Source organism: Actinoplanes sp. NPDC004185, assembly GCF_053603475.1.
The window spans coordinates 104,975-125,487 of sequence record NZ_JBSGFR010000016.1; the positions used below are offsets into that span (position 1 = coordinate 104,975).

Consider the following 20,513-nt stretch of genomic DNA (forward strand, 5'->3'; position numbering starts at 1 on the left):
GGCGGCTCAGTCCCGGTACTCGGCGACCGGCGGCTGCGGGGCCGCGCCGAAGTCACCCAGCCACCGCTCGTACGTGGCCTTCCAGGTGCCGTCGGCCCGGTTCTTGGCCAGCACCGCGTTGACGAACCGGGTGAACTCCGGGTGGTCGTTGCTCATCGCCATGCCGTACGGCTCCTTGGTGAACGCGGGGCCGACCACCTTGGCGTACGGGTCCTGCGCGGCCAGCCCGACCAGGATGGTGTCGTCGGTGGAGATGGCGTCGACCTCGTTCTGCTGGAAGGCGACCAGGCAGTCACCGAAGCCGGGCCGGTCCACCGCGATCGGCTTGGTGGCGACCTTGGTGATGTTGTCGTACGACGTGGAGCCCTTGGCCGCGCACACCTTCTTGCCGCCGAGGTCCTCGATTTGCTTGGCCTTCGAGGCCGACGAGACCAGGACCTTCTGCCCGGCGTCGTAGTAGATGCTGGAGAAGTTGACGTCCTTCCAGCGGGCGCAGTTGGCGGTCATGGTGTCGGCGACGATGTCGACCGAGCCGTCCACCGCGGAGCTGACCCGTTTGTCGTACGCGATGACTTTGATCTGGATCTTGTCCGGGTCGCCGAAGATGGCCTGGGCGATCTGCCGGCCCATGTCCACGTCGAAGCCCTCGACCTTGCCGGTGAACGGGTTGCGCGAGCTGAACAGCAGGGTGTCCTGGCTGGTGCCGAGGACCAGCCGGCCGCGCTTGTGGATCTCGGCCATGTAGGTGCCGGCCGGCATCTTGCCCGGGGCGGGCAGGGCGCCGGTGGGCTTCAGGCTCGCGCGTGGGTTGCAGGACGTGTCGACGGCGGCGGCGGGGCCGGTCGGCGCGGGTGCGGCGGACGCGCTCGGGCGCCCGGGCAGCGGGGACGAGTCGCCGGCGCAGCCCGCGGCGGCGAGCACGGACAGCGCGGCGACGGCGACGAGGGTGACACGGGCGCGCATCAGCGGTACTCCTCGAGTCGGGCGCGGATGCCGGCCACGGCCAGGCCGCAGATCAGCAGGGCGAGCAGCGGTCCGAGCACGGTGAGCAGGCCCAGCCCGCGGCCGGCCGCGCCGATCTCGTCGCCGAACACGTTCTTGCGGCTCTCCAGCGCCCGGCCGATGTCGTCGGTGAAGCCGGTGAAGGTCCTGCTGGTCTGCGGGCCGATGGCCAGCGCCACCGCGCCGTCGTAGTTGCCGCCGTTGTCGAGCTTGCGGACCTGGTCGTGGGCGCTGACGTAGGCGCGGTGGGCCTGGGCCGCGGACCGCACGTCCGCACCGGCGGAACCGTCGGGCATGACCTCGGCGGCGTCGGTGAGCAGCTTGTCGAGCCGGCCGGTGGTCTGGTCGAAGTCGGTCTCCAGGGCGCCCTCGCCGGACCGGGCGGCCAGGGTCAGCGCCTCGTCGCCGCGCTCCCGCAGGGCCGCGATCCGGGTCTCGGCCAGCAGCGCGACCGGCCAGGAGCCCTCGGTGTCGGCCTCGGACAGGTGCGCGCGCTGCGCGATGAGCATCCCGCCCACGCCCACTGCCAGCACGAGGGTGACCGCCGTGGCGACCAGCAGCGGCACGTTGAACGTGCGGTGCGTCAGGCGGCTGAGGTGACGCTGGGCCAGCACCAGCGCGGTGAGCAGCGCCAGCAGCAGCAGGATCAGCAGGGCGGTCCACCAGGAGCTGCGGGCGTCGCCGTAGCCGTCGTCGACCTCGCTCTGCGCGGCCTGGAACAGCGCCTGCGCCTGCGGCTGCAGCGAGTCGCGGCTCAGGGTGGACGCCGAGGACAGGTACGCCGCGCCGATCGGCAGGCCCTGGCGGTTGTTGGCCCGGGCGCTGGCCACCAGGGCCGCGTAGCGGGAGACGTCCGTGGACAGCTGCCGGATCGCGTCGGCCGAGCGGCCGGTCTCCGGGGTACGGCGGGCCGCCGAGGTCAGCGCGGTGGTGGCCCGGTCCAGATCGTCCTCGTAGCGGCGGCTGAGGTCGGTCGGCTCCAGCCCGCCGGCCAGGAACGCCTGCGCGGCGGTGGTGTCGGCGTCAGCGAGCGCCGAGTAGATCGTCTCGGCCTCGACCAGGAGCGGCTGGGCCCGGTTGCCGAGATCGGCGGTGCCGGTCGCGGCGGCGGACGCGGTGAGGCCGGCGACGAGGCCGGTCAGCAGGCCCAGGGTCACGAGCCCGGCGAGGATGAGCTGCAGCCGGCCGGGGGAGGTCCGCCGGAGCCGGGCGACGCGGTGCAGGACGCCACCGGAGGGGTTCACCACGACCGGCACGGGCCGGTCGAGCTGTGCTGTGCTCAAGCTTCCTCCGTCGGTGCCGTGCGTGGTCGGGCGCTCACCCGCTCACTGTGCCGCACGCGCGCAAATGATCTTCTCGGCGTCCCGGCCGGCCGAGTCTACGCACGAAAACGCACCCGGAGTGTCCCCCTCCGGGTGCGCGTTCGGCGTACGTCAGGTCAGGTCAGGGCCCGCTTGAGGAGCTTGCCGGTCGCGGTCATCGGCAGCGTGTCCACGAAGGTGACCATCCTCGGGTACTTGTAGCCGGCCATCTGCTCCTTGCCCCAGGCGATGAGCTCCTCCTCGGTGACGGTCGCACCCTCCTTGCGGATCACGTACGCCTTCACCTCCTCGCCGTGGGTCTCGTGCGGCACCCCGATGACCGCGGCGAGCGACACCGCCTCGTGGGTCATCAGGACCTCCTCGATCTCGCGCGGGTACACGTTGAAACCACCGCGGATGATCATGTCCTTGGCCCGGTCGACGATGGAGTACCAGCCGTCCTTGTCGCGCTTGCCCAGGTCGCCGGTGCGGAACCAGCCGTTGTTCATCACCTCGGCGGTCGCCTCGGGCCGGTTGTAGTAGCCGCGCATGATGTTGTGCCCGCGGATGGCGATCTCGCCGATCTCCTCGCTGCCCTCGATCGTGTTCCACGACTCGTCGATCAGCTTGACCTCGACGCCCCAGATCGGCACGCCGATCGAGCCCGGCCGGGGCTCGCTGTCCGGGTCGCTGAAGGTCGCCACCGGGGAGGTCTCGGACAGGCCGTAGCCCTCCAGGATGGTCCAGCCGAGCCGGTTGCGGACCTCCTTGATGATCTCCAGCGGCAGGCTGGAGCCGCCGCTGACCGTGCGCCGCATGGTGCGGGCGATCTTCTCCACGTCGACGTCGTCGGTCAGCGCGTTGAGCAGCCCCCAGTACATCGTCGGCACGCCGGCGAAGAAGGTGACGTTCTCCTTCTCCAGCAGCTTGACCGCGGCGGCCGGCTCGAAGCGGGGCAGCAGCACCAGCGTGGAGGCGCTGGAGAAGCCCGCGTTCATGTTGACCGTGGAGCCGAACGAGTGGAACAGCGGCAGCACCAGCAGGTGGGTGTCGGTGGCCGGCGCGGACTTGAACAGCCGGTTGCAGGTGAGCGCATTGAGGATGAGGTTGGAGTGGCTCAGCTCGGCGCCCTTGGCCTGCCCGGTCGTGCCGCTGGTGTAGAGGATGACCGCGGGGTCGGTCTCGGCGGCGAGCACGGTCTCGAAGACGGGCGACTGCCCGGTCAGCGCCCGGCCCAGCGTCTCGGCGCCCTCGATCGGCGACTCCGCGGCCGGGTCGGCGGTGACCAGGATGAAGTGCTCACACGCGTCGACCTGGGCGAAGCCGGCGTGGCCCTCGGTGCCCATCGGCAGCTCGGGTGTCCCCTGGAAGCAGAAGTACGCCTTGGCCTGCGAATCGGTCAGGTGGTACGCGATCTCCCGCCCCTTGAGCAGCACGTTCAGCGGCACCACGACCGCGCCGGCCTTGAGGATGCCGTAGTAGAGCACCGGGAAGTACGGCAGGTTGGGACACGACAGAGCCACCTTGTCCCCGGGGCCGATGCCCCGCGAGCGCAGCAGGTTGGCGACCTGGTTGGCCGCCGCGTTCACCTGCGCGTACGTCAGGCGCTGGTCGCCGAGGACGACAGCAGCCCGCTCGGGATAATGACGGGCGCTGTCCTCCAGGAAGATGGAGAGGTTGAGCATGCGTGGGTCTCCTCGGCAGATCCGCTGTGACGACGGTCTCAATCCCAACACGTCGGCGGCAGCCGAAGAACCCTCCGTTTCGATTTTGTTTCAGCGGCGGTGAGAGGGTGGGGCGGTGATCTCCGATCCTGTGAACCTGCTGGTACCCATGGACGCGGTGCGCGCCCTGTCCGTGCCGCCGGTGGCGATCACGGACGGCTCCACCGATCCGGTCTGGGTCGAGCTGCCGTGCCGGGGCGGCTACGTGTACGGCCGCCGACGCATGCTCACGCTCCCGTTCGATGCGGCCACCGCGGCCGTCGCGCGCCGCTGGCTCCGCCTCGAACGCCGCCGGCGCACCGTGGTGACGCCGATTGTCGTCACGCTGCTGGCAGCGGCGTTCGTGGCCGTGGTCCTCGGCGCGGACACCGTCCCTGGGTGGGCGCCGGTACTGCTGTACATGGCGAGTGTGCTCGTCCAGGCGGGGGACGGGTACGTCGAGAGAAAGGTGCTCGTCCGGCCGCACCCGGAGCTGATCGGCCGGCTCGGGGTCTACCTGCCCGCGGTCTCGGCCGAGGCCGCCCGGGCCTGGATCGAGCACAACGCCTCCGTCCGGGTGGTGTCCGAGCGCCCACCCTGGCGGCGGTACCCGTCGCTCGTCTACCGGTGGGCGGCCGGCTCGTACGCGGTCGCCGCGGTCGCCGTCTGGTGGTTCGCGCTCCGTGACGGGGAGTTCGGCCTTGTCCCGTTGTGCGCCTTCGTCGTGCTGCTGGGTGCGGTGGTGGTGTCGGCGGTCAAGGCCGTGCCGGTGGGCGTCATCCGCTTCGGCGACGCCCCCGGCCCACCGTGATCGCTACCCGCCGCGGGCGCGCAGCACCGGCACGCCCGCAGCCAGGACGGCGACCACAGCGCACACCGCCGCCACGCCGGCGTTCTGGCCCCACGGCACCACCAGCTCGATCGCCTGCCCGATCCCCTCCTCGATCGAGCGCCGGGCGGCCAGCAGGCACAGCACCGCCACCGTGCCACCCAGCAGCGTGCCCGTCACCACCGCGAGCAGCGCCTCGCCCGAGGTCACCCGCAACACCTGGGACGTGCCGCCGCCGGCCAGGCGCAGCGCCCGGAACTCCCCGCGGCGCGCCGCCGTCGCCATCAGCAGAGTGTTGGCCACCGCGAGGCCCGTGTAGCCGACGCCCAGGGCGAGCAGCACGGCCAGGAAGATCTGCACGATCTCGTCCTCCTCGTCGATGTCGAGCTGCACGTACTGGCGGGCGGTGAGCACCCGCAGCCCGGTGGCCGGAACCGCCGGGCCGCGCAGGAGGACGGCCTCGGTCAGCGCGCCGGGGTCGTGGCGCCGGACCAGGTCGCGGGGGAGCAGGATCGGCTCCGGCGCGTCGCCGCGGACGGCGGTGACCGGCAGCGTCGCGGTGGTGCCGTCCGGGAACCGGACGTCCAGGCGGCGGGGCAGGTCCGCGAGGTCGCGCGACAGCACGACGCCCTCCTGACCGGTCGTCCCGGCCACGTCGTAGCGCGTCGTCCTGCCGTCGACCGTGACCAGCACGTGGCTGCTCAGAGAGGAGTCGCCGGGCTGGCCGGCCACGGCGGCGTCCGACAGCCCCGGAGTGCCGTCGGGGGCGGCGACCAGCGCGGCGGGCACGTCGGCGGCCGCGTCGACGCCGGCGGATCGGGAGATCGTCGAGACGGTCCCGGTGAGCAGCACCGCGAAGCCGACGGTGAGCAGCACGGGGGCCGCTGTGGAGGCCACCCGCCGGGCCCCGGTGAGCGTGCCTTCGCGGACCAGCATCCCGGTGGCGCCGCGCCGCCACGGCCAGGTGGCGAACCGCACCAGCGGGGCGATGAGCACCGGGGCCAGCAGCGCGGCCCCGACGAGCAGCAGCATCGCGGCGCCCAGCATGGCCGAGGACTGCGCGTCCGTGCTGAGGGATGGCAGGGCGATCAGCAGGGCGGCGCCCGCGGTCACGTTCAGCACGCCGAGGATCCAGCGGGGCCGGGTCATCGCGCGGTGCTCGATCGCCGCGTCGCGCAAGGCGTCCAGAGCGGGCACCCGGCTGGACCGCCGGGCCGCGGTCCAGACCCCCATCAGCGCGACCACGATGCCGAGGGCGAACGAACCGGCCAGCGCGGCCGGCTGCCACGACACGGCGAACCCCGCCGGTTCGAGCCCGGCGGCCACCAGCGGCGGCGCGAGCAGGGGAGCGGCCAGCGCACCCAGCGGTACGCCGGCCACGCCACCCAGCACGGCGACGACCAGCGTCTCGGCGTACATCATCCGGATCACCTGACCCGGGGTGGCACCCACCGCGCGCAGCAGGCCGATCTCGCGCCGCCGTTGCGCCGCGCTCAGCGCGCACGTGGACGCGACCACGAAGACCGCCACGAAGGCGCCCAGCGAGACCATGGCGATCAGCAGTTGCGCGCCCAGCCAGCGGATCCGGGTCACGGACTCCGGCTCCACCGTGTCGCGGGCCGCACCGGACAGCACTGTGCCGCTCGTGCCCACGGCCGAACGGGCCACCGCCGCGACTGCCTCGGCGTCACCACTGACGGTCAGCCCGATGATCCGGACCCCGGCGGAGAGGGTGGCGGCGGTGGTGTCCGCGACGTAGAACCCCGGGCCGTCGGTCGTGCCGGTCACCGTCCAGGTCGCCGGGCCCCGCGCGGTCAGCACGTCGACCCGGGAGCCCGGCGCGTGACCGGCCAGCGCGACCTCTCCGGGCCGGGCCGGTGGTGCGCCGGCGTTGAGCCGGTATCCGCCGAGTGCTGCCGACGACCAGGCGTGCCCCTCGGTGAGCGCGGTGTCCGGATCACCGGTGGGCCGGCCGCCGACGACCCGCTGCACGTAGAAGGACGGGTCGGGGATCGCCGCGGTGACCCCGGGCAGTGCCGCGAGCCGTCCGGCCAGCCCGGCCGCCTCGGCGGTGGTCCACGAGCGGTACTCCGGGTAGCCGTCGTCGTTGTCGCCGACCGACGGCGAGTGCACGAGCACCGGCGTCGCGGACAACCGCTCGGGGGTCCGCGGCTGCGACGACGCCCAGAGAGTGGTCGAGCCGGCCACGACGCCCACGCCCAGCGTGATCGCGACGAAGGTGCCGGCGAACGCGGCGAACCGGTGCCGGACCATGTCCCAGGCGAGCCTCACCGCTCCTCCAGCCGGGCCATGCGCACGGCGATCTCCGGGGCGTCCGCCGGATGCTCCAGCACGTCCGCCACCCGGCCGTCGGCCAGCAGCAGCACCCGGTCGGCGTGCGCGGCCGCGTACGGGTCGTGCGTCACCATCACCACGGTCTGCGCGTGCCGGTCCACCGCCGTACGCAGCAGCCGCAGCACCTCCCGCGACGCCGTGGTGTCCAGCGCGCCGGTGGGCTCGTCGGCGAACAGCACCGCGGGCCGGGTCACCAGCGCCCGGGCGATCGCCACCCGTTGCTGCTGGCCGCCGGAGAGCTCACTCGGGCGGTGCCGGGCCCGGTCAGCCAGCCCCACCTCGGCCAGCATCGCCCGGACCTCGCCCGCCGCCGGCCGCCGGCCCGCGAGCCGCAGCGGCAACGCCACGTTCTGCTCCGCGCTCAGCGCCGGGATCAGGTTGAATGCCTGGAACACGAAACCGACCCGGGCCCGGCGCACCTTGGTCAGCGCCCGTTCGGAGAGCCCGGTCAGCCCCACCCCGTCGATCGTCACCTCGCCGCTGGTCGGCCGGTCCAGGCCCGCGGCGCAGTGCAGCAGGGTGGACTTGCCGGACCCGGACGGGCCCATCACCGCGGTGAACGTGGCCGGGGCGATGTCCACGTCGACCGCGTCGAGGGCGGTCACCGCGCTCTCGCCCGTACCGTAGATCCTGGAGACGGCCCGCAGCCGCACCGCCGTGCCGATGGTCGTGATGGTCATGGCCGAAAGCCTTCCGGCCCGCCGGGCCGGGCACATTCCCCCGCGGGCGAGGATCGAAGGTATACCCAGCACTACCGAGCGGGGTGCGGCCCGCCGGTAGCGTGACTGCCCATGCCGGCCCGCAACGCGCTTGAGGCGCTCACCATGCGGCCGACGCAGTTCCTGCTGTCGCCCTGGCCCCTGCGCTCGCTGATCTACCTCACCGGCGGCGCGCTGATCGGCATGGCCACCATCGCGACCACCCTGCTCCTGCTCGCCGCCGGGCTGGTGCTGTCGGTCGTGGTCGTCGGCGTCGCCGGCTACGTGGCCACGGTGCTGTCCGGGGTGGTTGTCGGGCGGCTGGAACGCTGGCGGATGCGGCTGGTCGACCGGGAGGCGCTGCCGAACCCGCACCGCCATCCCGGCGAGCCCGGGCTGCGCGCCTGGCTCACCTGCCGGTTGCGGGAGCAGGCCACCTGGCGGGAGCTGGGATACACGGTGATCTCCGCGCTGGTGCTGTGCTGGATGGACGCCGCGGTGGTCTACGCCGCTGTCGTGGTGCCCGCCAGCCTGCTGTTCGGACCGGTCTACCTGCACGGCGAGACCACGCCCTGGGTCACCGTGCCGATGGCGCTGCTGACCCCGGTCGCCCTGGCGGTCGGCGCCTATCCGGTGACCGCCTGGGCCGGTGCGCGGGCGGCGATGGCCCGGGCGCTGCTCGCGCCGCGCAGCGACGACAGCGACGCCAAGCTGGTCGAGCTCAGCCGCTCCCGGGCCCGGCTGGTGGACGCCTTCGAGGTCGAGCGCCGCCGCATCGAGCGGGACCTGCACGACGGTGCCCAGCAGCGGCTGGTCGCCCTCAGCATGCAGCTCGGACTGGCCCGTCTGACGCTGGAGGACGGGTCTGCGGCCGCGATCCAGGTGACGGCGGCGCAGCAACTCGCCAAGGAGACTCTGGCCGAGCTGCGGGAGCTCATTCGCGGCGTCCACCCGAAGGTACTGACCGACCGCGGCCTCGCGGCGGCCGTCGGGGACGTGGCCGGGCACGCGCCGGTGCCGGTGGACCTCGACCTGCGGCTGGCCGAGCGCCTGCCGGACGCGGTCGAGGTGACGGCCTACTTCGTGGTGGTCGAGGCCCTGGCCAACGTGGCCAAGCACAGCGCGGCGACCCGGGCCGCGGTGTCCGCCGGCATCCGCGGCGGCCGGCTGCACCTCGACGTCCGCGACGACGGCCGCGGCGGCGCCGACCCCGGCCGCGGCACCGGCCTGACCGGACTGGCGGACCGCGTCGCCGCCGTCGACGGCACGGTGGCGCTGTCCAGCCCGCCCGGCGGCCCGACCCTGCTGCACGTGGAGATCCCGTGCGGGTCGTGATCGCCGAGGACGGCGTCATCGTCCGCGAGGGCATCGCCGGCATGCTGCGCCACTTCGGCCACGAGGTGGTCGCGGCCGTCGCCGACGCGCCGGCCCTGCTCGCGGCGGTGGCCGAGCACCGGCCCGACGTGGTGGTCACCGACGTGCGGATGCCACCGGGTTTCAGCGACGAGGGACTGCAGGCGGCGATCGCGCTGCGGGCCGCCGACCCCGGCCTGCCGGTCCTGGTGCTGAGCCAGTACGTGGAGCAGACGTACGCCGCCGAACTGCTCGACTCCGGTCACACCGCCGGCGTCGGCTATCTGCTCAAGGACCGCATCGGCGACGTGGCCGAGTTCGTCGACGCGCTGGTCCGGGTGTCCGCCGGCCGTACGGTCGTCGACCCGGAAGTGGTCCGGCAGCTGCTCGGCCGGCGCCGCGACCCGCTGACCCGGCTCACCCCCCGCGAACGCGAAGTGCTGGCGCTGATGGCCGAGGGCCGCTCGAACACCGCGATCGCCCGCACGCTGGTGGTAAGCGAGGCGGCGGTGGCCAAACACATCGGCAGCCTGCTGGCCAAGCTGGACCTGCCCCCGGACGTCGGCGACCACCGCCGGGTCCGGGCGGTGCTGGCCTTCCTGCGCGGCTGATCCGTTCCTCAGGCGGCGCGGAGCTGATCGAGGACCAGGGGGTCGATCTTTCCGGCGACGATGCGTTCCTCCATGTTGGCGATGCCGGCCCAGGACGCCAGCGCCTCGTCGAGGTCGGCCGCGGCCGGGCCCGCGGGGTGGCCCAGGGCGGTGAGCCGCTCGCGCACCTCGGCGCCCACGTCGCCGTCGAGATCCAGCAGCGTCGCCGGGTCCGGGCGTTCGAAGTAGAGCGTGTGCAGGTCGAGCAGCCGGGTCAGCTCGGCGACCGGGTCCGGGTGGTCGTCCACGCGCAGATCCACCACGACGTCGCTGGTGCCGCCGTACCCCTGGCCCTTGGCCACCACCAGCAGCGCCGCACTCTGCCGGCCGCGGCGGTCGCCGCCGGCCCGGTCGCCGGCGCGCAGGGCGTCGAGCAGCCGGTACGCCAGGCGGGTCTGTGCCGCACCGGCCAGCCAGGTCTCGCGCATCTGCTCGACGACCTGCGGTCCGGCCAGCATGTTGCCCTGGATGGCGAAGCCGTCCCCGGCCACCCCGCCGGCCCAGTCGTGGCAGGCCGAGCCGGTGAACGTCGCGCCGGGTCCCTGCGTGCCGACCACGCCGACCTGCCGGTGGTCCACCGGTCCGGCGTCCGCGGCGATCAGGCCGGCGACCGTCTCGGCGGCGGGCACCCCGGTGGCCAGCAGGGCGAGGGCCTGCGGCCGGTACGCGAGGTTGGCGTACGACTGGGTCGCCACCGCGCCGACGTCCGCGAGGGCGGCGGGCACGGCGGCGCCGGCGCCCAGGAACTTGCTGGCCACGGCCACACCGAGCGCGCCACCGTCGGCTGCGCGCGCCACGACAGAGAAGGTCATGAGCGCACGTTATCCGAGTCGTAACAAGACAGGAGAACACTGGGCCCGGGTGCCGCCCGACTTCGCCGGTGGCATCCGGTCGATCTGATCACTGTCGCGCCCGCCGCCGCCCTCGGTGAGGCCGACCACGGTCCGCTACCGCGGGCCGGGAGCTACGGGCGGGGACGGGTGCTTGCCGGTTCCCGGCCCGCCCGTAGTTCCGTCAGCGGCCGAAGGCGAAGCGGGAGCGCTTCTTCTGCCGGCCGAAGCGGCCCTGCAGGGTGTCCGCGCCCTGGCGCAGCAGCCTGGTGCCGCGGCTGGGCCCGCGCTTGGCCTCCACGGTGTCGCTGAGCTTACGAGCGCCCGCCGCGGCCAGCGGAATGGCGATCGCCATGATCACGTAGCGCCTGATCAAGTTGAAGAACATCGGAGTCTCCTCGTCGCCGGTTGGGGGGTACGCCTCCTGATTACCCGTAGCGACGATCGCCACACGTGCCCCGGCCGCCGGCTCCTTCGTCCGGGCGGGTGACAGCCGTACCGGTGAAGGCCGGTGGCCCCGGGCCGGACGGGGAGCGGCCCACCCCGCTTTCCCGCCCGGCCCGGGGCCACCGGACGCCTGGTGTCAGTCGACGGCCCGCAGGTGGCGGACGGTGTCGTGGGCGGCCCGGGCCAGCAAGGACGCGTCCGAGCCCACCCCGACGAAGCGGAAACCGAGGTCGGCGTACTCCTGGGCCTGTCGGGCATGGCCGGCCAGGATGCCGGCGGTGATCCCGGCGTTCTTGGCCGCGACCAGCACCTCGTCCAGGGCGGCCCGGAAGCGGGAGTGGGTGAAGTCCCCGGGCACGCCGAGGTCGTGCGACAGGTCACGGGGGCCGACGAAGAGCACGTCGACGCCGGGGATGGCGGCGATCTCGGCGGCCGAGGCCAGTGCCCGCCGGCTCTCCACCTGCACGATGCCGAGCACGCCGTCGTTGGCGGTCTCCAGGCCTTCCGGGCGCAGGCCGAAGTCGTACACCCGGTTGTAGGTGGCCACGCCACGGTCGCCGGCCGGTGGATAGCGCAGGTGCCGGACCGCCGCGGTGACCTCCTCGGGTGTCTCCAGCCGGGGGAACATCACGCCGGTGACGCCGACGTCGAGGACCCGGCCGGTGCGGATCCGCTCGGCCGACTCGACCCTGGCGACCAGGGCCAGCCCGTGCGCCTCGGCGACGATCTGCTGGTGCAGCAGGGCCGGCTCGTCCCCGCCGCCGTGCTCGAGGTCGGCCAGCAGCCAGTCGAAGCCGGCCACCGCGCAGGCCTCGGCGGCCAGCGCCGAGCCGAGCCCGAGGAACGTGCCGTAGAGCAGCTCGCCGGCCCGCAGCCGGTCCCGCAGGTCAGCCATCGGCCCGGCCCGCCAGGCGCTCGGCCAGCCGCAGCAGCGCGGTGTGGTCCAGCGCGCCGTCACCCTGGGCCCGCAACGCGGCCATGAGCTGAGCCAGCAGGGCGCCCACCGGGACGACGGCGCCGGCCTCACGGGCGGCCTCCAGCATGATGCCCAGATCCTTGTGGTGCAGGTCGACCCGGAAGCCGGGGGCGAAGCTGCGCGCGAGCATGCCGGCCGCCTTGCGGTCCAGCACCGTGCTGCCGGCCAGGCCGCCGGCCAGCACCCGCAGGCCGGCCCCGGCGTCGACGCCGCTGGCCTCCAGCAACACGATCGCCTCGGCCACGAGCTGGATGGTGCCGGCGACGACCAGCTGGTTGGCCGCCTTCACCGTCTGTCCGGCGCCGGCCGGTCCGACGTGCACGATCGTGGTGCCGAGCGCTTCGAGCACGGGCCGGGCCGCCGCGGCGTCGGCCTCGGCACCGCCGACCATGATGGACAGCGTCCCCTCGGTGGCCCCTTGCTCTCCGCCGGAGACCGGGGCATCCAGGGCCCGGACGCCCCGGTCGGCTGCGGCGGCGGCGACCGTGCGGGCGGTCTGCGGCCCGACCGTCGACATGTCGATGAGCAGCGTGCCCGGCCGCGCGTGGGTGAGGACCCCGCCGGGGCCGAGGACGACCTGCTCGACGTCGGGGGAGTCGGGCAGCATCGTGACGACCACGTCCGCGCCGGCCACGGCCTCGGCGACGTCCCGGACGGGACGGCCGCCCGCGGCGGCGAGCCGATCGAGGCCGGCCCGGCCGCGGGAGTGGCCCGCCACGTCGTAGCCCGCCTTGACGAGATTGGCGGCCATGGGCGAGCCCATGATCCCCAGGCCGATGAAGCCGATGGCGTCTGGCATGCACGTACCCCGTCCACATATCTGGATGCTTGTCGCACTGCTGAATGCAAATCAAAGTAGAGGAGGGCTGTCGGCCGGTCAAGCAAGCGATATGTATGGGAACCGGATGTTAGGGTTCCGCGCATCGACGACGGTCATGAACGTGGAGGTCCCCCGATGGCACAGCGACTCCTCATCACCGGCGGCGCGGGAAAGGTCGCGGCGCTGCTGCGGCCCCGCCTCGCCACCGCCGGCCGCACCTTGCGGCTGCTCGACATCGTGGAGCCGGCGCCGGTCGAGGGCGGCGGCGCCGAGGAGGTCGTCATCGCGTCGGTGGACGACCAGGAGGCCCTGGTGGCGGCGTGTGACGGCGTGGACGCCATCGTGCACCTCGGCGGGCAGAGCAAGGAGAACAGCGCCGAGGACGTGCTGCGGCGCAACGCGTACGGGACGTACTGCCTGCTCGAAGCGGCCCGGCGCAGCGGGGTCCGGCGCGTCGTGCTGGCCTCGTCCAGCCATGCCGCCGGGTTCCACCTCCGCGACGACGACCGCTACCCCGACGGGCTGCCGGCCGACCTCCCACCCCGCCCCGACACCCTGTACGGCTGGAGCAAGGCGGCCGTGGAGTCTCTCGGCCGGCTCTACGTGGACCGCTTCGACCTCGAGGTGATCTGTGTCCGCATCGGCCTGTGGTTCCCGACCCCGCCGCAGCTGCGTGGCCTGGCCCTGTGGCTCTCGCCCGACGACGGCGCCCGGCTGGTCGAGGCCTGCGTGGCGGCGGAAAGCCCGGGTTACCGGATCGTCTGGGGCGTCAGCCGCAACACGCGCCGCTGGTGGTCGCTGGCCGAGGGCGAGGCGATCGGCTACTTCCCCAAGGACGACGCCGAGGTCTACGCCGAGCGGCGCATCGCCGAGTTCGGTGAGCCCGACTTCGCGCACGACCCGCTGCTGAACCGGGTCGGCTCGTGGTGGTGCGACCTGCCCCTGGGTGAGCCGATGTGAGTCCTCAGCGGATGCCCTCGCGGCGCAACGTCGCGGCGAGGGCGTTCGTGTGCGCGGTCACCGCCGCCACGACCTTGTCCAGGTGGTCGCCCTGGGCCAGGTCGGCCGGCATCGAGCAGGAGATGGCATCGGTGGCCGGGATGCGGTAGCCGACCGCGACGGCGACGCACGCCACCCCGGGCGTGCCCTGCTCCACCTCGAACGCCCAGCCGCGCCGGCGGACCGCGTCCAGCTCGGCGTGCAGCGCGGCCCGGCCGGTGATCGTGTGCGGGGTGAACGCCTCCAGCGTGTCCGGCAGCAGGGCGTCCACCTCGGCCTCGGTCAGGTCGGCGAGCAGGGCCTGGCCCAGCCCGGTGACGTGGGCCGGCAGCCGGCGCCCGACCCGGGAGATGACCCGCTCGGCCTCGCGTGACTCGCGACTGGCCAGGTACAGCACGTGGGTGTCGTCGCGGCGGGCGTAGTGGATGGTGTGGCCCACCTCGGTGCGCAGATCCTCCAGCGTCTCGTACGCGTACCGCAGGGCCGGGTCGCGGTCCAGATAGGCCGTGCCGGAGAGCAGGGCGTGCGGGCCGACGCCGAAGGCGGAGCCGCTCTCGTCCGCCTCCACCCACTTCAGCTCGCGCAGGGTGCGCACCAGCGCGTGCAGGCTGGAACGGGGGTAGCCCATCCGCTCCTGCAGCTCCGAGAGCGTCAGCTTCGTCGGGGAGGCGGCGAGCGTCTCCAGGATCTTGACGGTGCGCTCGGCCGACTTCACCGGCGATGAGTCATTGGCCCCGGTGGATGGGTGGGTGACCGGGCGGGATCGAGCTAGAGCCATGTCAGCCACCATCGCGGTCGATTGTTTCCGGACTGTTGACGGCCATAGTACCGAAAGCTAGCTTGTGCGTACTTGCCTTCCACAAGCTCGAAACGCTTCCACATATGTAGACAGGAGGCATCCCCATGTCTACCAGGAGACTGCTGGCGACGGTCATGGCCACGATGCTGGTCGCGACCGGACTCACCGCCTGTGGCGACGACGGCACCCCCGAACAGGACGCCAACGCCGCGCTGGACATCTGGATCCGCAAACCCCCCGGCTCCAACTCCGAGAAGACCGCGAAGGCGATCGCCGCCGGGTTCACCGCCGCCACCGGCACCCCGGCCACCGTCACCGCGCTCTTCGAGGACTTCGAGACCAAGCTGCAGCAGGCCGCCGCCCAGAAGGACCTGCCTGACATCGTCATCAATGACACCGCCCAACTCGGCACCCTGGTCAAGCAGGGACTGGTCCGTGAGGTCGACAAGGGCGCCCTGGCCGGCGGGGCCGACCTCAGCCCGACGGCGTGGGACGCCGCCACCGGCGCCGACGGCAAGACGTACGGGGTCCCGTTCTCGGCCCAGTCGTTCGCGCTGTTCATCCGCAAGGACTGGCGCGAGAAGGTGGGCGCCGCTCAGCCGAAGTCCTGGACCGAGCTCGACGCGCTGGCCAAGGCGTTCACCACCCAGGACCCGGACGGCAACGGCAAGGCCGACACGTACGGCTACGTGGTGCCCGGCTCCACCAAGCGCGGCTACACCGCCTGGTACCTGACCAGCTTCCTGTGGTCCGGCGGCGGCGACTTCCTCAGCGGCGACACCGGCAAGTTCACGACGGCCGTCAACACCCCGCAGTCGGTCGCCGTGGTCGACGGCTTCAAGAAGCAGTTCTGCACCGACAAGGACGTCGTGCCGGGCGCGGTCACCCTGGAGACCACCCAGGCGCACCCGCTGTTCGAGACCGGCAAGGGTGGCATCTACTTCACCGGGCCGTACAACATGGCCCGCTTCGACAAGAGCCTCGGCAAGGACAAGTACGAGATCGTCGCGCTCCCGGCCGGCCCCGGTGGCAAGGCCCAGTCGCTGGCCGAGGGGGAGAACGTCTACCTCATGGCCGGCTCGGCCAACCAGACCGGGCAGCAGAAGTTCGCCGAGTACGCGGTCTCGGTGCCGGGCCAGACCATCGGCATGGCCGGCGACTCCGACGGCGGCATCGTCCGACTGCCGGTCAACACCGGGGTGCAGCTGTCCTCGGTGCGCAAGGACACCCGCTGGGCCACCTTCGAGCAGGTCTTCAAGACCTCCGGCCGCTACGTGCCGGCGGTGCCGGACTGGACGCCGTTCCGGCAGGCCGCCGCCGAGACGATCAACACGATCGTGGCCGACTGCGGCTCCGACACCAAGGCCGAGCTGGACAAGCTCGCCCGGACCTTCGACGCGGAACTGACCAAGCAGGGGGTCAAGGGATGACCGATTGCACCGAGCCACGCCGCCCGGAAGCGGCCGACGGCCGCGACGGCGAGGGCCACGAGGGCATCCCCCAGGAGACTCAGTCATGACGATGGCTCCCGCTGTGCCGGCGCGGACGGACGCGACGCCCGCGCCCGCCGCGCCGGCCCGGCGGAGCCGCCTGCGCCTCGCGCTGCGGCGGCACCTGGCGGCCTGGCTCTTCCTGGCCCCGGCCCTGCTGCTCTTCGCGGTCTTCAAGTTCGTGCCGATGGTCCGGGCCGTCGAGATGAGCTTCCACGAGGTACGGCCGTACCTCGGCGACCGCTTCGTCGGCCTGGCCAACTACCGCGACGTGCTCACCGACCCGTCGTTCACCTCGGCCATCGGTCACACCGTGGTGCTGGCCCTCGGGCAGACCCTCGGCTCGCTCGTGCTCGGCTTCGTCCTCGCGCTGCTGCTCGAAGGCTCGTCGCGGGGCCTGTGGTTCGTCCGGACAGCCGTCTTCCTGCCCACGGTCGCCGCGATGGCCGTGGTCGCCGAGCTGTGGCGCATCCTCTACTACCCGGTCGGTGACGGCGCGATCAACAGCATCCTCGGCTGGGTCGGCGCCGGGCCCTCCCCGTTCCTCAACTCGGCCGACTCGGCCCTGTGGTCGGTCATGGGCGTCGGCATCTGGCGCGGGGCGCCGTACGACATGATGATCTTCCTGGCCGGCCTGGCCGGCGTCGACCGCGCCCTCTACGAGGCGGCCGCCGCCGACGGCGCCGGACCGCTGCGGCGGCTGTGGCATGTCACCGTGCCCGCGCTGCGCCCGGTGCTGACCATCCTGCTGACCCTGGCCGCGATCCGCGGCCTGCGGGTCTTCACCGAGATCTTCCTGCTGACCAACGGCGGGCCGAACGGTTCCACCGAGGTGGTCATGACCCTGGTCTACAAACTCGGGCTGGAACGCAACGAGCTGGGCATCGCCTCGGCCGGCTCGGTGCTGTTGCTGCTGGCCACCGTGGTGCTGACCGTCGCCGTGCGGGCCTCGCGCCGGCGGGAGGCCGCGTGATGAGCCGCCGCAACGTGGGTGCCCGGCTGGACACCGCGCTGGGCTGGGGCGCCGCGCCGGGCCCGGTCGCGTTCGCCGCCCGGGTGCTGCTCCACCTGGTGCTGGTCGCGGTCTTCGCCGGACCGCTGATCGCGTTGCTGGTCAGCGCCTTCACCCCGGTCACCGACCCGACCCGGCTGACGCTCGTCCCGCACGGGCTCACCCTGGACAACTTCGCCGCGGCCGTGGACCGCGACGTGCTGACCTACCTGGCGAACTCGTTCATCGTGGTCGGCGGGGGACTGCTGCTGCAGATCCTGGTGAGCGTGTCGGCGGCGTACGCCTTGGCCCGTAAGCGTTTCCCCGGCATGCAGCTGGTCCTGCTGCTGATCCTGTCCACCCTGATGCTGCCCGAGGAGATCCTGGCCATCCCGCTGTCGCTGGTGCTGGCGGACGTGCCGGTGCTGCACGTCAACCTCATCGGCACGCTGGCCGGCATGATCATCCCGGTCGGGGCGTGGGCCTTCTCCATCCTGGTGATGACCGAGTTCATGAAGGAGATCCCGGCCGAGCTGGAGGAGGCGGCCCGCCTCGACGGCGCCGGCGACCTGCGGATCTTCTGGTCGGTGGTGCTGCCGTTGTGCCGGCCGGCGCTGGGCGTCATCGGCATCTTCGGCTTCACGATGATCTGGGACCAGTACATGCTGCCGCTGCTGGTCGCCGACGACGCCGCGAAGTTCACCCTGCCGCTGGCGCTGCGCACCCTGCGCAGCGACGATCAGGTGGGCCTCGGGGTGCTGCTCGCGGCCGCGCTGCTCGCGCTGCTGCCCTCGGTGCTGGCCTTCCTGGCCATGCAACGACAGTTCATGCGCGGCCTGACCTCAGGAGCCATCAAAGGATGACGAATTCGCTGCCCGTCCGCACCGTGACGATCACGCCGATTGCCTTCCCCGATCCGCCGTTGCTCAACTCCGCCGGGGTGCACCAGCCCTGGGCGCTGCGCGCGCTCGTCCAGGTCCACTGTGGTGACGAGCTGGTCGGGCTCGGCGAGACCTACGGCGACGCCCCGCATCTGGCTCTGCTGGACCGGGCCGCCGGGGCGCTCGCCGGGCTGGACGTCTTCGACCTGGCCGGGCTGCGGTCCCGGATCGCGGCCGCCGTCGGGGTGGTGGACGCCCCCGACCGGCACGGGCTGACCGGCGGCTCCAGCGCCGAGAAGACCCTGGCCCGGGTCGTCTCACCGTTCGAGGTCGCGCTGCTCGACCTCCAGGGGCAGGTGACCGGGCGGCCGGTGCACGCGCTGCTCGGCGGCAAGGTGCGGGAGACGGTCCCGTTCTCGGCGTACCTGTTCTACAAGTGGGCCGGGCATCCCGGCGCCGAGCCCGACGAGTACGGCGAGGCGCTCGACCCGGCCGGCATCGTCGCCCAGGCCCGGCGCATGATCGACCGGTACGGCTTCCGCTCGATCAAACTCAAGGGCGGCGTCTTCCCGCCGGAGCAGGAGATCGACGCGATCCGCGCGCTGCGCGTGGCCTTCCCGGACCTGCCGCTGCGCCTGGACCCGAACTGCGCGTGGACCGTCGACACCTCGCTCAAGGTCGCCGAGGAGACCGCCGGCCTGCTCGAGTACCTGGAGGACCCGACGGCCGGGCTGGCCGGCATGGCCGAGGTCGCCGCGCTGGCCCCGATGCCGCTGGCCACCAACATGTGCGTGGTGCGCTTCGCCGACCTGCCGGAGTCGGTGGCCCGCGGCTCGGTGGGCATCGTGCTCGCCGACCACCACTACTGGGGCGGGCTCACCGCGTCGGCGCACCTGGCGACCATCTGCCGCACCTGGGGGCTCGGGCTGTCCATGCACTCGAACAGCCACCTGGGGATCAGCCTGGCCGCGATGACCCACCTGGCGGCGGCCACGCCGAACCTGACGTACGCGGTGGACACGCACATGCCGTGGCAATTGGGCGTCGACGTGGTGGCCGACCCGCTGCGCTTCACCGACGGCTCGGTCACCGTCCCGGACGCCCCGGGACTGGGCGTCCGGCTGGACCCGGACGCGCTGGCCCGGCTGCACGACAACTACCTGACCTGCGGGATCCGGGAACGCGACGACACCGCGTACATGCGGCTGTTCGAGCCCGGCTACACCAAGCGGAGGCCACGATGGTGAGCGGGCACGCGTACCCGTGGGACGTGCTGGGTGATCCGGCTTTCGCCGGGCGGGCGGCCGAGGCCGTCGACGCGGTGACGCTGGCCGCGACGTACCACTCGGTGCGGGCCGCGACCCCGCTGCACCCGGCGCGGCGGGTCGTCGACGCCCGCTACGCGGCGCTCTACCGGCCGGTCCGGGCCGCGGCCTGGGACGGCCGGCTGCTGCGGGCGGCGGCCCCGGACTGGATGACCGAGCAGGACCCCTTCGGTACGGCGGCAAGCACGCTCCGGGCGGCGGGGCTGGCGGTCAACGCCTGGATCGTGCTGACCCACAACACCCGGCTCGGCACGGAGCACCCGGAGACCGCGGTGGTGAACTGCTTCGGCGAGCGCTACCCGTACGCGTTGTGCCCGGCCCACCCGGAGGTCCGCGCGTATGCGGCGACCTTGGCCGGTGAGGCTGTCCGGGACGTGACGGTGGACGGGATCTCGCTGGAGGCGTGCGGGCAGCTCGGTCTGGTCCACCTCGGACACCACGAGAAGACCGACGGTGCCTGGACACCGGCGGAGGTACGGCTGCTGTCCGTCTGCTGCTGTGCTTGGTGCCGTTCCGGCTGGCGGGCGGCGGGGCTCGTACCCGATGAGGTCGTGGCCGGGTTGCGGGCGGGTTCGCTGTCCGAGGACGTGCTGGCGGCGGTGCTGGCGAACCGGCACGCGAATACTGATGCTTTGCGGGGGGAGGTGCTGGCCGCTGTCCGCGAGTACGCGCCGGGCGTTCCGGTGACGTTGCACGCCAACCCGGATCCGTGGGCGACCGGGCCGTCGCCGGGTCTCACCCCGACTGCGGCGGCCGACGTCGACGCGCTGCTAGTGCCTGCGTGGCCGACCACTGAGGCGTCCGCTGAGCTGGTGGGCCGGGCGGCCGCGACCGGGCTGCCGGTCGACGCCTATGTGACGGTGCTGCCACCGGCGGAACCGGACGCCGTACCCGGGCATGTGGGCCGGCTGCGGGAGGCGGGGGCGGCCCGGATCAGCTTGTATCACTTTGGTCTGGCGGGCCCGGACCGGCAGAAGTTGCTCAGGGTCGCCGCGGCTGCCGCGTGATTCCTCGGTCGCGGGCCCGAGTCCCGCACGCCCCTCAGCGGCTCGATGACCTGGTAA

Annotated in this window: 19 protein-coding genes; 9 read left to right on the top strand and 10 right to left on the bottom strand. The window is 73.0% G+C overall.

All coding sequences use genetic code 11. The annotated features are described in order from the left end of the window. Positions 1-6: 6 nt before the first annotated feature. The 3 genes from ACWEOZ_RS18465 to ACWEOZ_RS18475 all read right to left on the bottom strand — a co-directional run bounded on the left by ACWEOZ_RS18465 (position 7) and on the right by ACWEOZ_RS18475 (position 3,988). Positions 7-963 (bottom strand): glutamate ABC transporter substrate-binding protein, encoded by a 957-nt coding sequence (locus tag ACWEOZ_RS18465; RefSeq protein ID WP_451911891.1) that lies wholly within the window; start codon positions 961-963, stop codon positions 7-9. Continuing rightward, positions 963-2,285 carry a hypothetical protein gene (locus tag ACWEOZ_RS18470; RefSeq protein ID WP_451911892.1) on the bottom strand — a complete coding sequence of 441 codons (1,323 nt, stop codon included), beginning with the start codon at positions 2,283-2,285 and terminating at the stop codon, positions 963-965. The genes ACWEOZ_RS18465 and ACWEOZ_RS18470 overlap by 1 nt, the downstream gene beginning before the upstream one ends. A 155-nt stretch (positions 2,286-2,440) precedes the next feature. Continuing rightward, on the bottom strand, positions 2,441-3,988 hold the full coding sequence (locus ACWEOZ_RS18475) for a long-chain-fatty-acid--CoA ligase (protein WP_451911893.1): 1,548 nt from the start codon (positions 3,986-3,988) through the stop codon (positions 2,441-2,443). Between the two features lie 115 nt (positions 3,989-4,103). Between ACWEOZ_RS18475 and ACWEOZ_RS18480 the strand changes: the two genes are divergently transcribed. Next, entirely contained in the window at positions 4,104-4,817 is a 714-nt protein-coding gene (locus ACWEOZ_RS18480) for a hypothetical protein (protein WP_451911894.1), read from the top strand. A 3-nt stretch (positions 4,818-4,820) separates the two neighbouring features. Here the strand turns inward: ACWEOZ_RS18480 and ACWEOZ_RS18485 are convergent, their stop codons facing one another. After that, positions 4,821-7,127: an FtsX-like permease family protein gene (locus tag ACWEOZ_RS18485; RefSeq protein ID WP_451911895.1), complete on the bottom strand. Its 2,307-nt coding sequence runs from the start codon at positions 7,125-7,127 to the stop codon at positions 4,821-4,823. Continuing rightward, positions 7,124-7,870, bottom strand: a complete 747-nt coding sequence (locus tag ACWEOZ_RS18490) for an ABC transporter ATP-binding protein (RefSeq protein ID WP_451911896.1) — start codon at positions 7,868-7,870, stop codon at positions 7,124-7,126. Before ACWEOZ_RS18490 ends, ACWEOZ_RS18485 begins: the two co-directional genes overlap by 4 nt. A 111-nt stretch (positions 7,871-7,981) precedes the next feature. Between ACWEOZ_RS18490 and ACWEOZ_RS18495 the strand changes: the two genes are divergently transcribed. Both ACWEOZ_RS18495 and ACWEOZ_RS18500 read left to right on the top strand, forming a co-directional pair. Then, a complete protein-coding gene (locus ACWEOZ_RS18495) occupies positions 7,982-9,223 on the top strand; it encodes a sensor domain-containing protein (RefSeq protein WP_451911897.1) in 1,242 nt (413 codons plus the stop codon). A 41-nt stretch (positions 9,224-9,264) separates the two neighbouring features. After that, positions 9,265-9,852: a LuxR C-terminal-related transcriptional regulator gene (locus ACWEOZ_RS18500; RefSeq protein WP_451911963.1), complete on the top strand. Its 588-nt coding sequence runs from the start codon at positions 9,265-9,267 to the stop codon at positions 9,850-9,852. 8 nt (positions 9,853-9,860) lie between these two features. On the opposite strand, the gene ACWEOZ_RS18505 is transcribed toward ACWEOZ_RS18500, so the two are convergent. The 4 genes from ACWEOZ_RS18505 to ACWEOZ_RS18520 form a co-directional block, all read right to left on the bottom strand. After that, a complete protein-coding gene (locus ACWEOZ_RS18505; RefSeq protein ID WP_451911898.1) occupies positions 9,861-10,703 on the bottom strand; it encodes a DUF1028 domain-containing protein in 843 nt (280 codons plus the stop codon). Positions 10,704-10,905: 202 nt separating this feature from the next. Then, a complete protein-coding gene (locus tag ACWEOZ_RS18510; RefSeq protein WP_451911899.1) occupies positions 10,906-11,109 on the bottom strand; it encodes a hypothetical protein in 204 nt (67 codons plus the stop codon). A 195-nt stretch (positions 11,110-11,304) separates the two neighbouring features. Next, a complete protein-coding gene (locus tag ACWEOZ_RS18515; RefSeq protein WP_451911900.1) occupies positions 11,305-12,063 on the bottom strand; it encodes an HpcH/HpaI aldolase family protein in 759 nt (252 codons plus the stop codon). Continuing rightward, positions 12,056-12,943, bottom strand: a complete 888-nt coding sequence (locus ACWEOZ_RS18520) for a 2-hydroxy-3-oxopropionate reductase (protein ID WP_451911901.1) — start codon at positions 12,941-12,943, stop codon at positions 12,056-12,058. The genes ACWEOZ_RS18515 and ACWEOZ_RS18520 overlap by 8 nt, the downstream gene beginning before the upstream one ends. Before the next feature lie 156 nt (positions 12,944-13,099). Between ACWEOZ_RS18520 and ACWEOZ_RS18525 the strand changes: the two genes are divergently transcribed. Then, a complete protein-coding gene (locus tag ACWEOZ_RS18525; RefSeq protein WP_451911902.1) occupies positions 13,100-13,924 on the top strand; it encodes an NAD-dependent epimerase/dehydratase family protein in 825 nt (274 codons plus the stop codon). 4 nt (positions 13,925-13,928) lie between these two features. Here the strand turns inward: ACWEOZ_RS18525 and ACWEOZ_RS18530 are convergent, their stop codons facing one another. Continuing rightward, positions 13,929-14,741 (bottom strand): IclR family transcriptional regulator, encoded by an 813-nt coding sequence (locus tag ACWEOZ_RS18530; RefSeq protein ID WP_451911903.1) that lies wholly within the window; start codon positions 14,739-14,741, stop codon positions 13,929-13,931. 125 nt (positions 14,742-14,866) lie between these two features. Between ACWEOZ_RS18530 and ACWEOZ_RS18535 the strand changes: the two genes are divergently transcribed. The 5 genes from ACWEOZ_RS18535 (at position 14,867) to ACWEOZ_RS18555 (ending at position 20,456) form a co-directional block, all read left to right on the top strand. Continuing rightward, the gene (locus tag ACWEOZ_RS18535; RefSeq protein WP_451911904.1) at positions 14,867-16,192 is read left to right on the top strand and encodes a sugar ABC transporter substrate-binding protein; all 1,326 of its coding nucleotides are present in this window, start codon (positions 14,867-14,869) and stop codon (positions 16,190-16,192) included. An 85-nt stretch (positions 16,193-16,277) separates the two neighbouring features. Then, positions 16,278-17,225, top strand: a complete 948-nt coding sequence (locus ACWEOZ_RS18540; protein ID WP_451911905.1) for a carbohydrate ABC transporter permease — start codon at positions 16,278-16,280, stop codon at positions 17,223-17,225. Further along, positions 17,225-18,106, top strand: coding sequence for a carbohydrate ABC transporter permease (locus tag ACWEOZ_RS18545; RefSeq protein ID WP_451911906.1), 882 nt, complete (start codon positions 17,225-17,227; stop codon positions 18,104-18,106). The genes ACWEOZ_RS18540 and ACWEOZ_RS18545 overlap by 1 nt, the downstream gene beginning before the upstream one ends. Next, positions 18,103-19,371, top strand: a complete 1,269-nt coding sequence (locus tag ACWEOZ_RS18550) for a glucarate dehydratase family protein (protein WP_451911907.1) — start codon at positions 18,103-18,105, stop codon at positions 19,369-19,371. The genes ACWEOZ_RS18545 and ACWEOZ_RS18550 overlap by 4 nt, the downstream gene beginning before the upstream one ends. Further along, the gene (locus ACWEOZ_RS18555; protein ID WP_451911908.1) at positions 19,365-20,456 is read left to right on the top strand and encodes a hypothetical protein; all 1,092 of its coding nucleotides are present in this window, start codon (positions 19,365-19,367) and stop codon (positions 20,454-20,456) included. Before ACWEOZ_RS18550 ends, ACWEOZ_RS18555 begins: the two co-directional genes overlap by 7 nt. Positions 20,457-20,513 lie beyond the last annotated feature (57 nt).

What these genes read in the sequence shown, in the direction of transcription:
- ACWEOZ_RS18510 (WP_451911899.1), bottom strand. Translation starts at nt 11,109, where the DNA reads ATGTTCTTCAACTTGATCAGGCGCTACGTGATCATGGCGATCGCCATT.
- ACWEOZ_RS18505 (WP_451911898.1), bottom strand. Translation starts at nt 10,703, where the DNA reads ATGACCTTCTCTGTCGTGGCGCGCGCAGCCGACGGTGGCGCGCTCGGT.
- ACWEOZ_RS18475 (WP_451911893.1), bottom strand. Translation starts at nt 3,988, where the DNA reads ATGCTCAACCTCTCCATCTTCCTGGAGGACAGCGCCCGTCATTATCCC.
- ACWEOZ_RS18535 (WP_451911904.1), top strand. Translation starts at nt 14,867, where the DNA reads ATGTCTACCAGGAGACTGCTGGCGACGGTCATGGCCACGATGCTGGTC.
- ACWEOZ_RS18525 (WP_451911902.1), top strand. Translation starts at nt 13,100, where the DNA reads ATGGCACAGCGACTCCTCATCACCGGCGGCGCGGGAAAGGTCGCGGCG.
- ACWEOZ_RS18555 (WP_451911908.1), top strand. Translation starts at nt 19,365, where the DNA reads ATGGTGAGCGGGCACGCGTACCCGTGGGACGTGCTGGGTGATCCGGCT.
- ACWEOZ_RS18530 (WP_451911903.1), bottom strand. Translation starts at nt 14,741, where the DNA reads ATGGCTCTAGCTCGATCCCGCCCGGTCACCCACCCATCCACCGGGGCC.
- ACWEOZ_RS18550 (WP_451911907.1), top strand. Translation starts at nt 18,103, where the DNA reads ATGACGAATTCGCTGCCCGTCCGCACCGTGACGATCACGCCGATTGCC.
- ACWEOZ_RS18465 (WP_451911891.1), bottom strand. Translation starts at nt 963, where the DNA reads ATGCGCGCCCGTGTCACCCTCGTCGCCGTCGCCGCGCTGTCCGTGCTC.
- ACWEOZ_RS18520 (WP_451911901.1), bottom strand. Translation starts at nt 12,943, where the DNA reads ATGCCAGACGCCATCGGCTTCATCGGCCTGGGGATCATGGGCTCGCCC.
- ACWEOZ_RS18515 (WP_451911900.1), bottom strand. Translation starts at nt 12,063, where the DNA reads ATGGCTGACCTGCGGGACCGGCTGCGGGCCGGCGAGCTGCTCTACGGC.
- ACWEOZ_RS18540 (WP_451911905.1), top strand. Translation starts at nt 16,278, where the DNA reads ATGACGATGGCTCCCGCTGTGCCGGCGCGGACGGACGCGACGCCCGCG.
- ACWEOZ_RS18500 (WP_451911963.1), top strand. Translation starts at nt 9,265, where the DNA reads ATGCTGCGCCACTTCGGCCACGAGGTGGTCGCGGCCGTCGCCGACGCG.
- ACWEOZ_RS18490 (WP_451911896.1), bottom strand. Translation starts at nt 7,870, where the DNA reads ATGACCATCACGACCATCGGCACGGCGGTGCGGCTGCGGGCCGTCTCC.
- ACWEOZ_RS18495 (WP_451911897.1), top strand. Translation starts at nt 7,982, where the DNA reads ATGCCGGCCCGCAACGCGCTTGAGGCGCTCACCATGCGGCCGACGCAG.
- ACWEOZ_RS18545 (WP_451911906.1), top strand. Translation starts at nt 17,225, where the DNA reads ATGAGCCGCCGCAACGTGGGTGCCCGGCTGGACACCGCGCTGGGCTGG.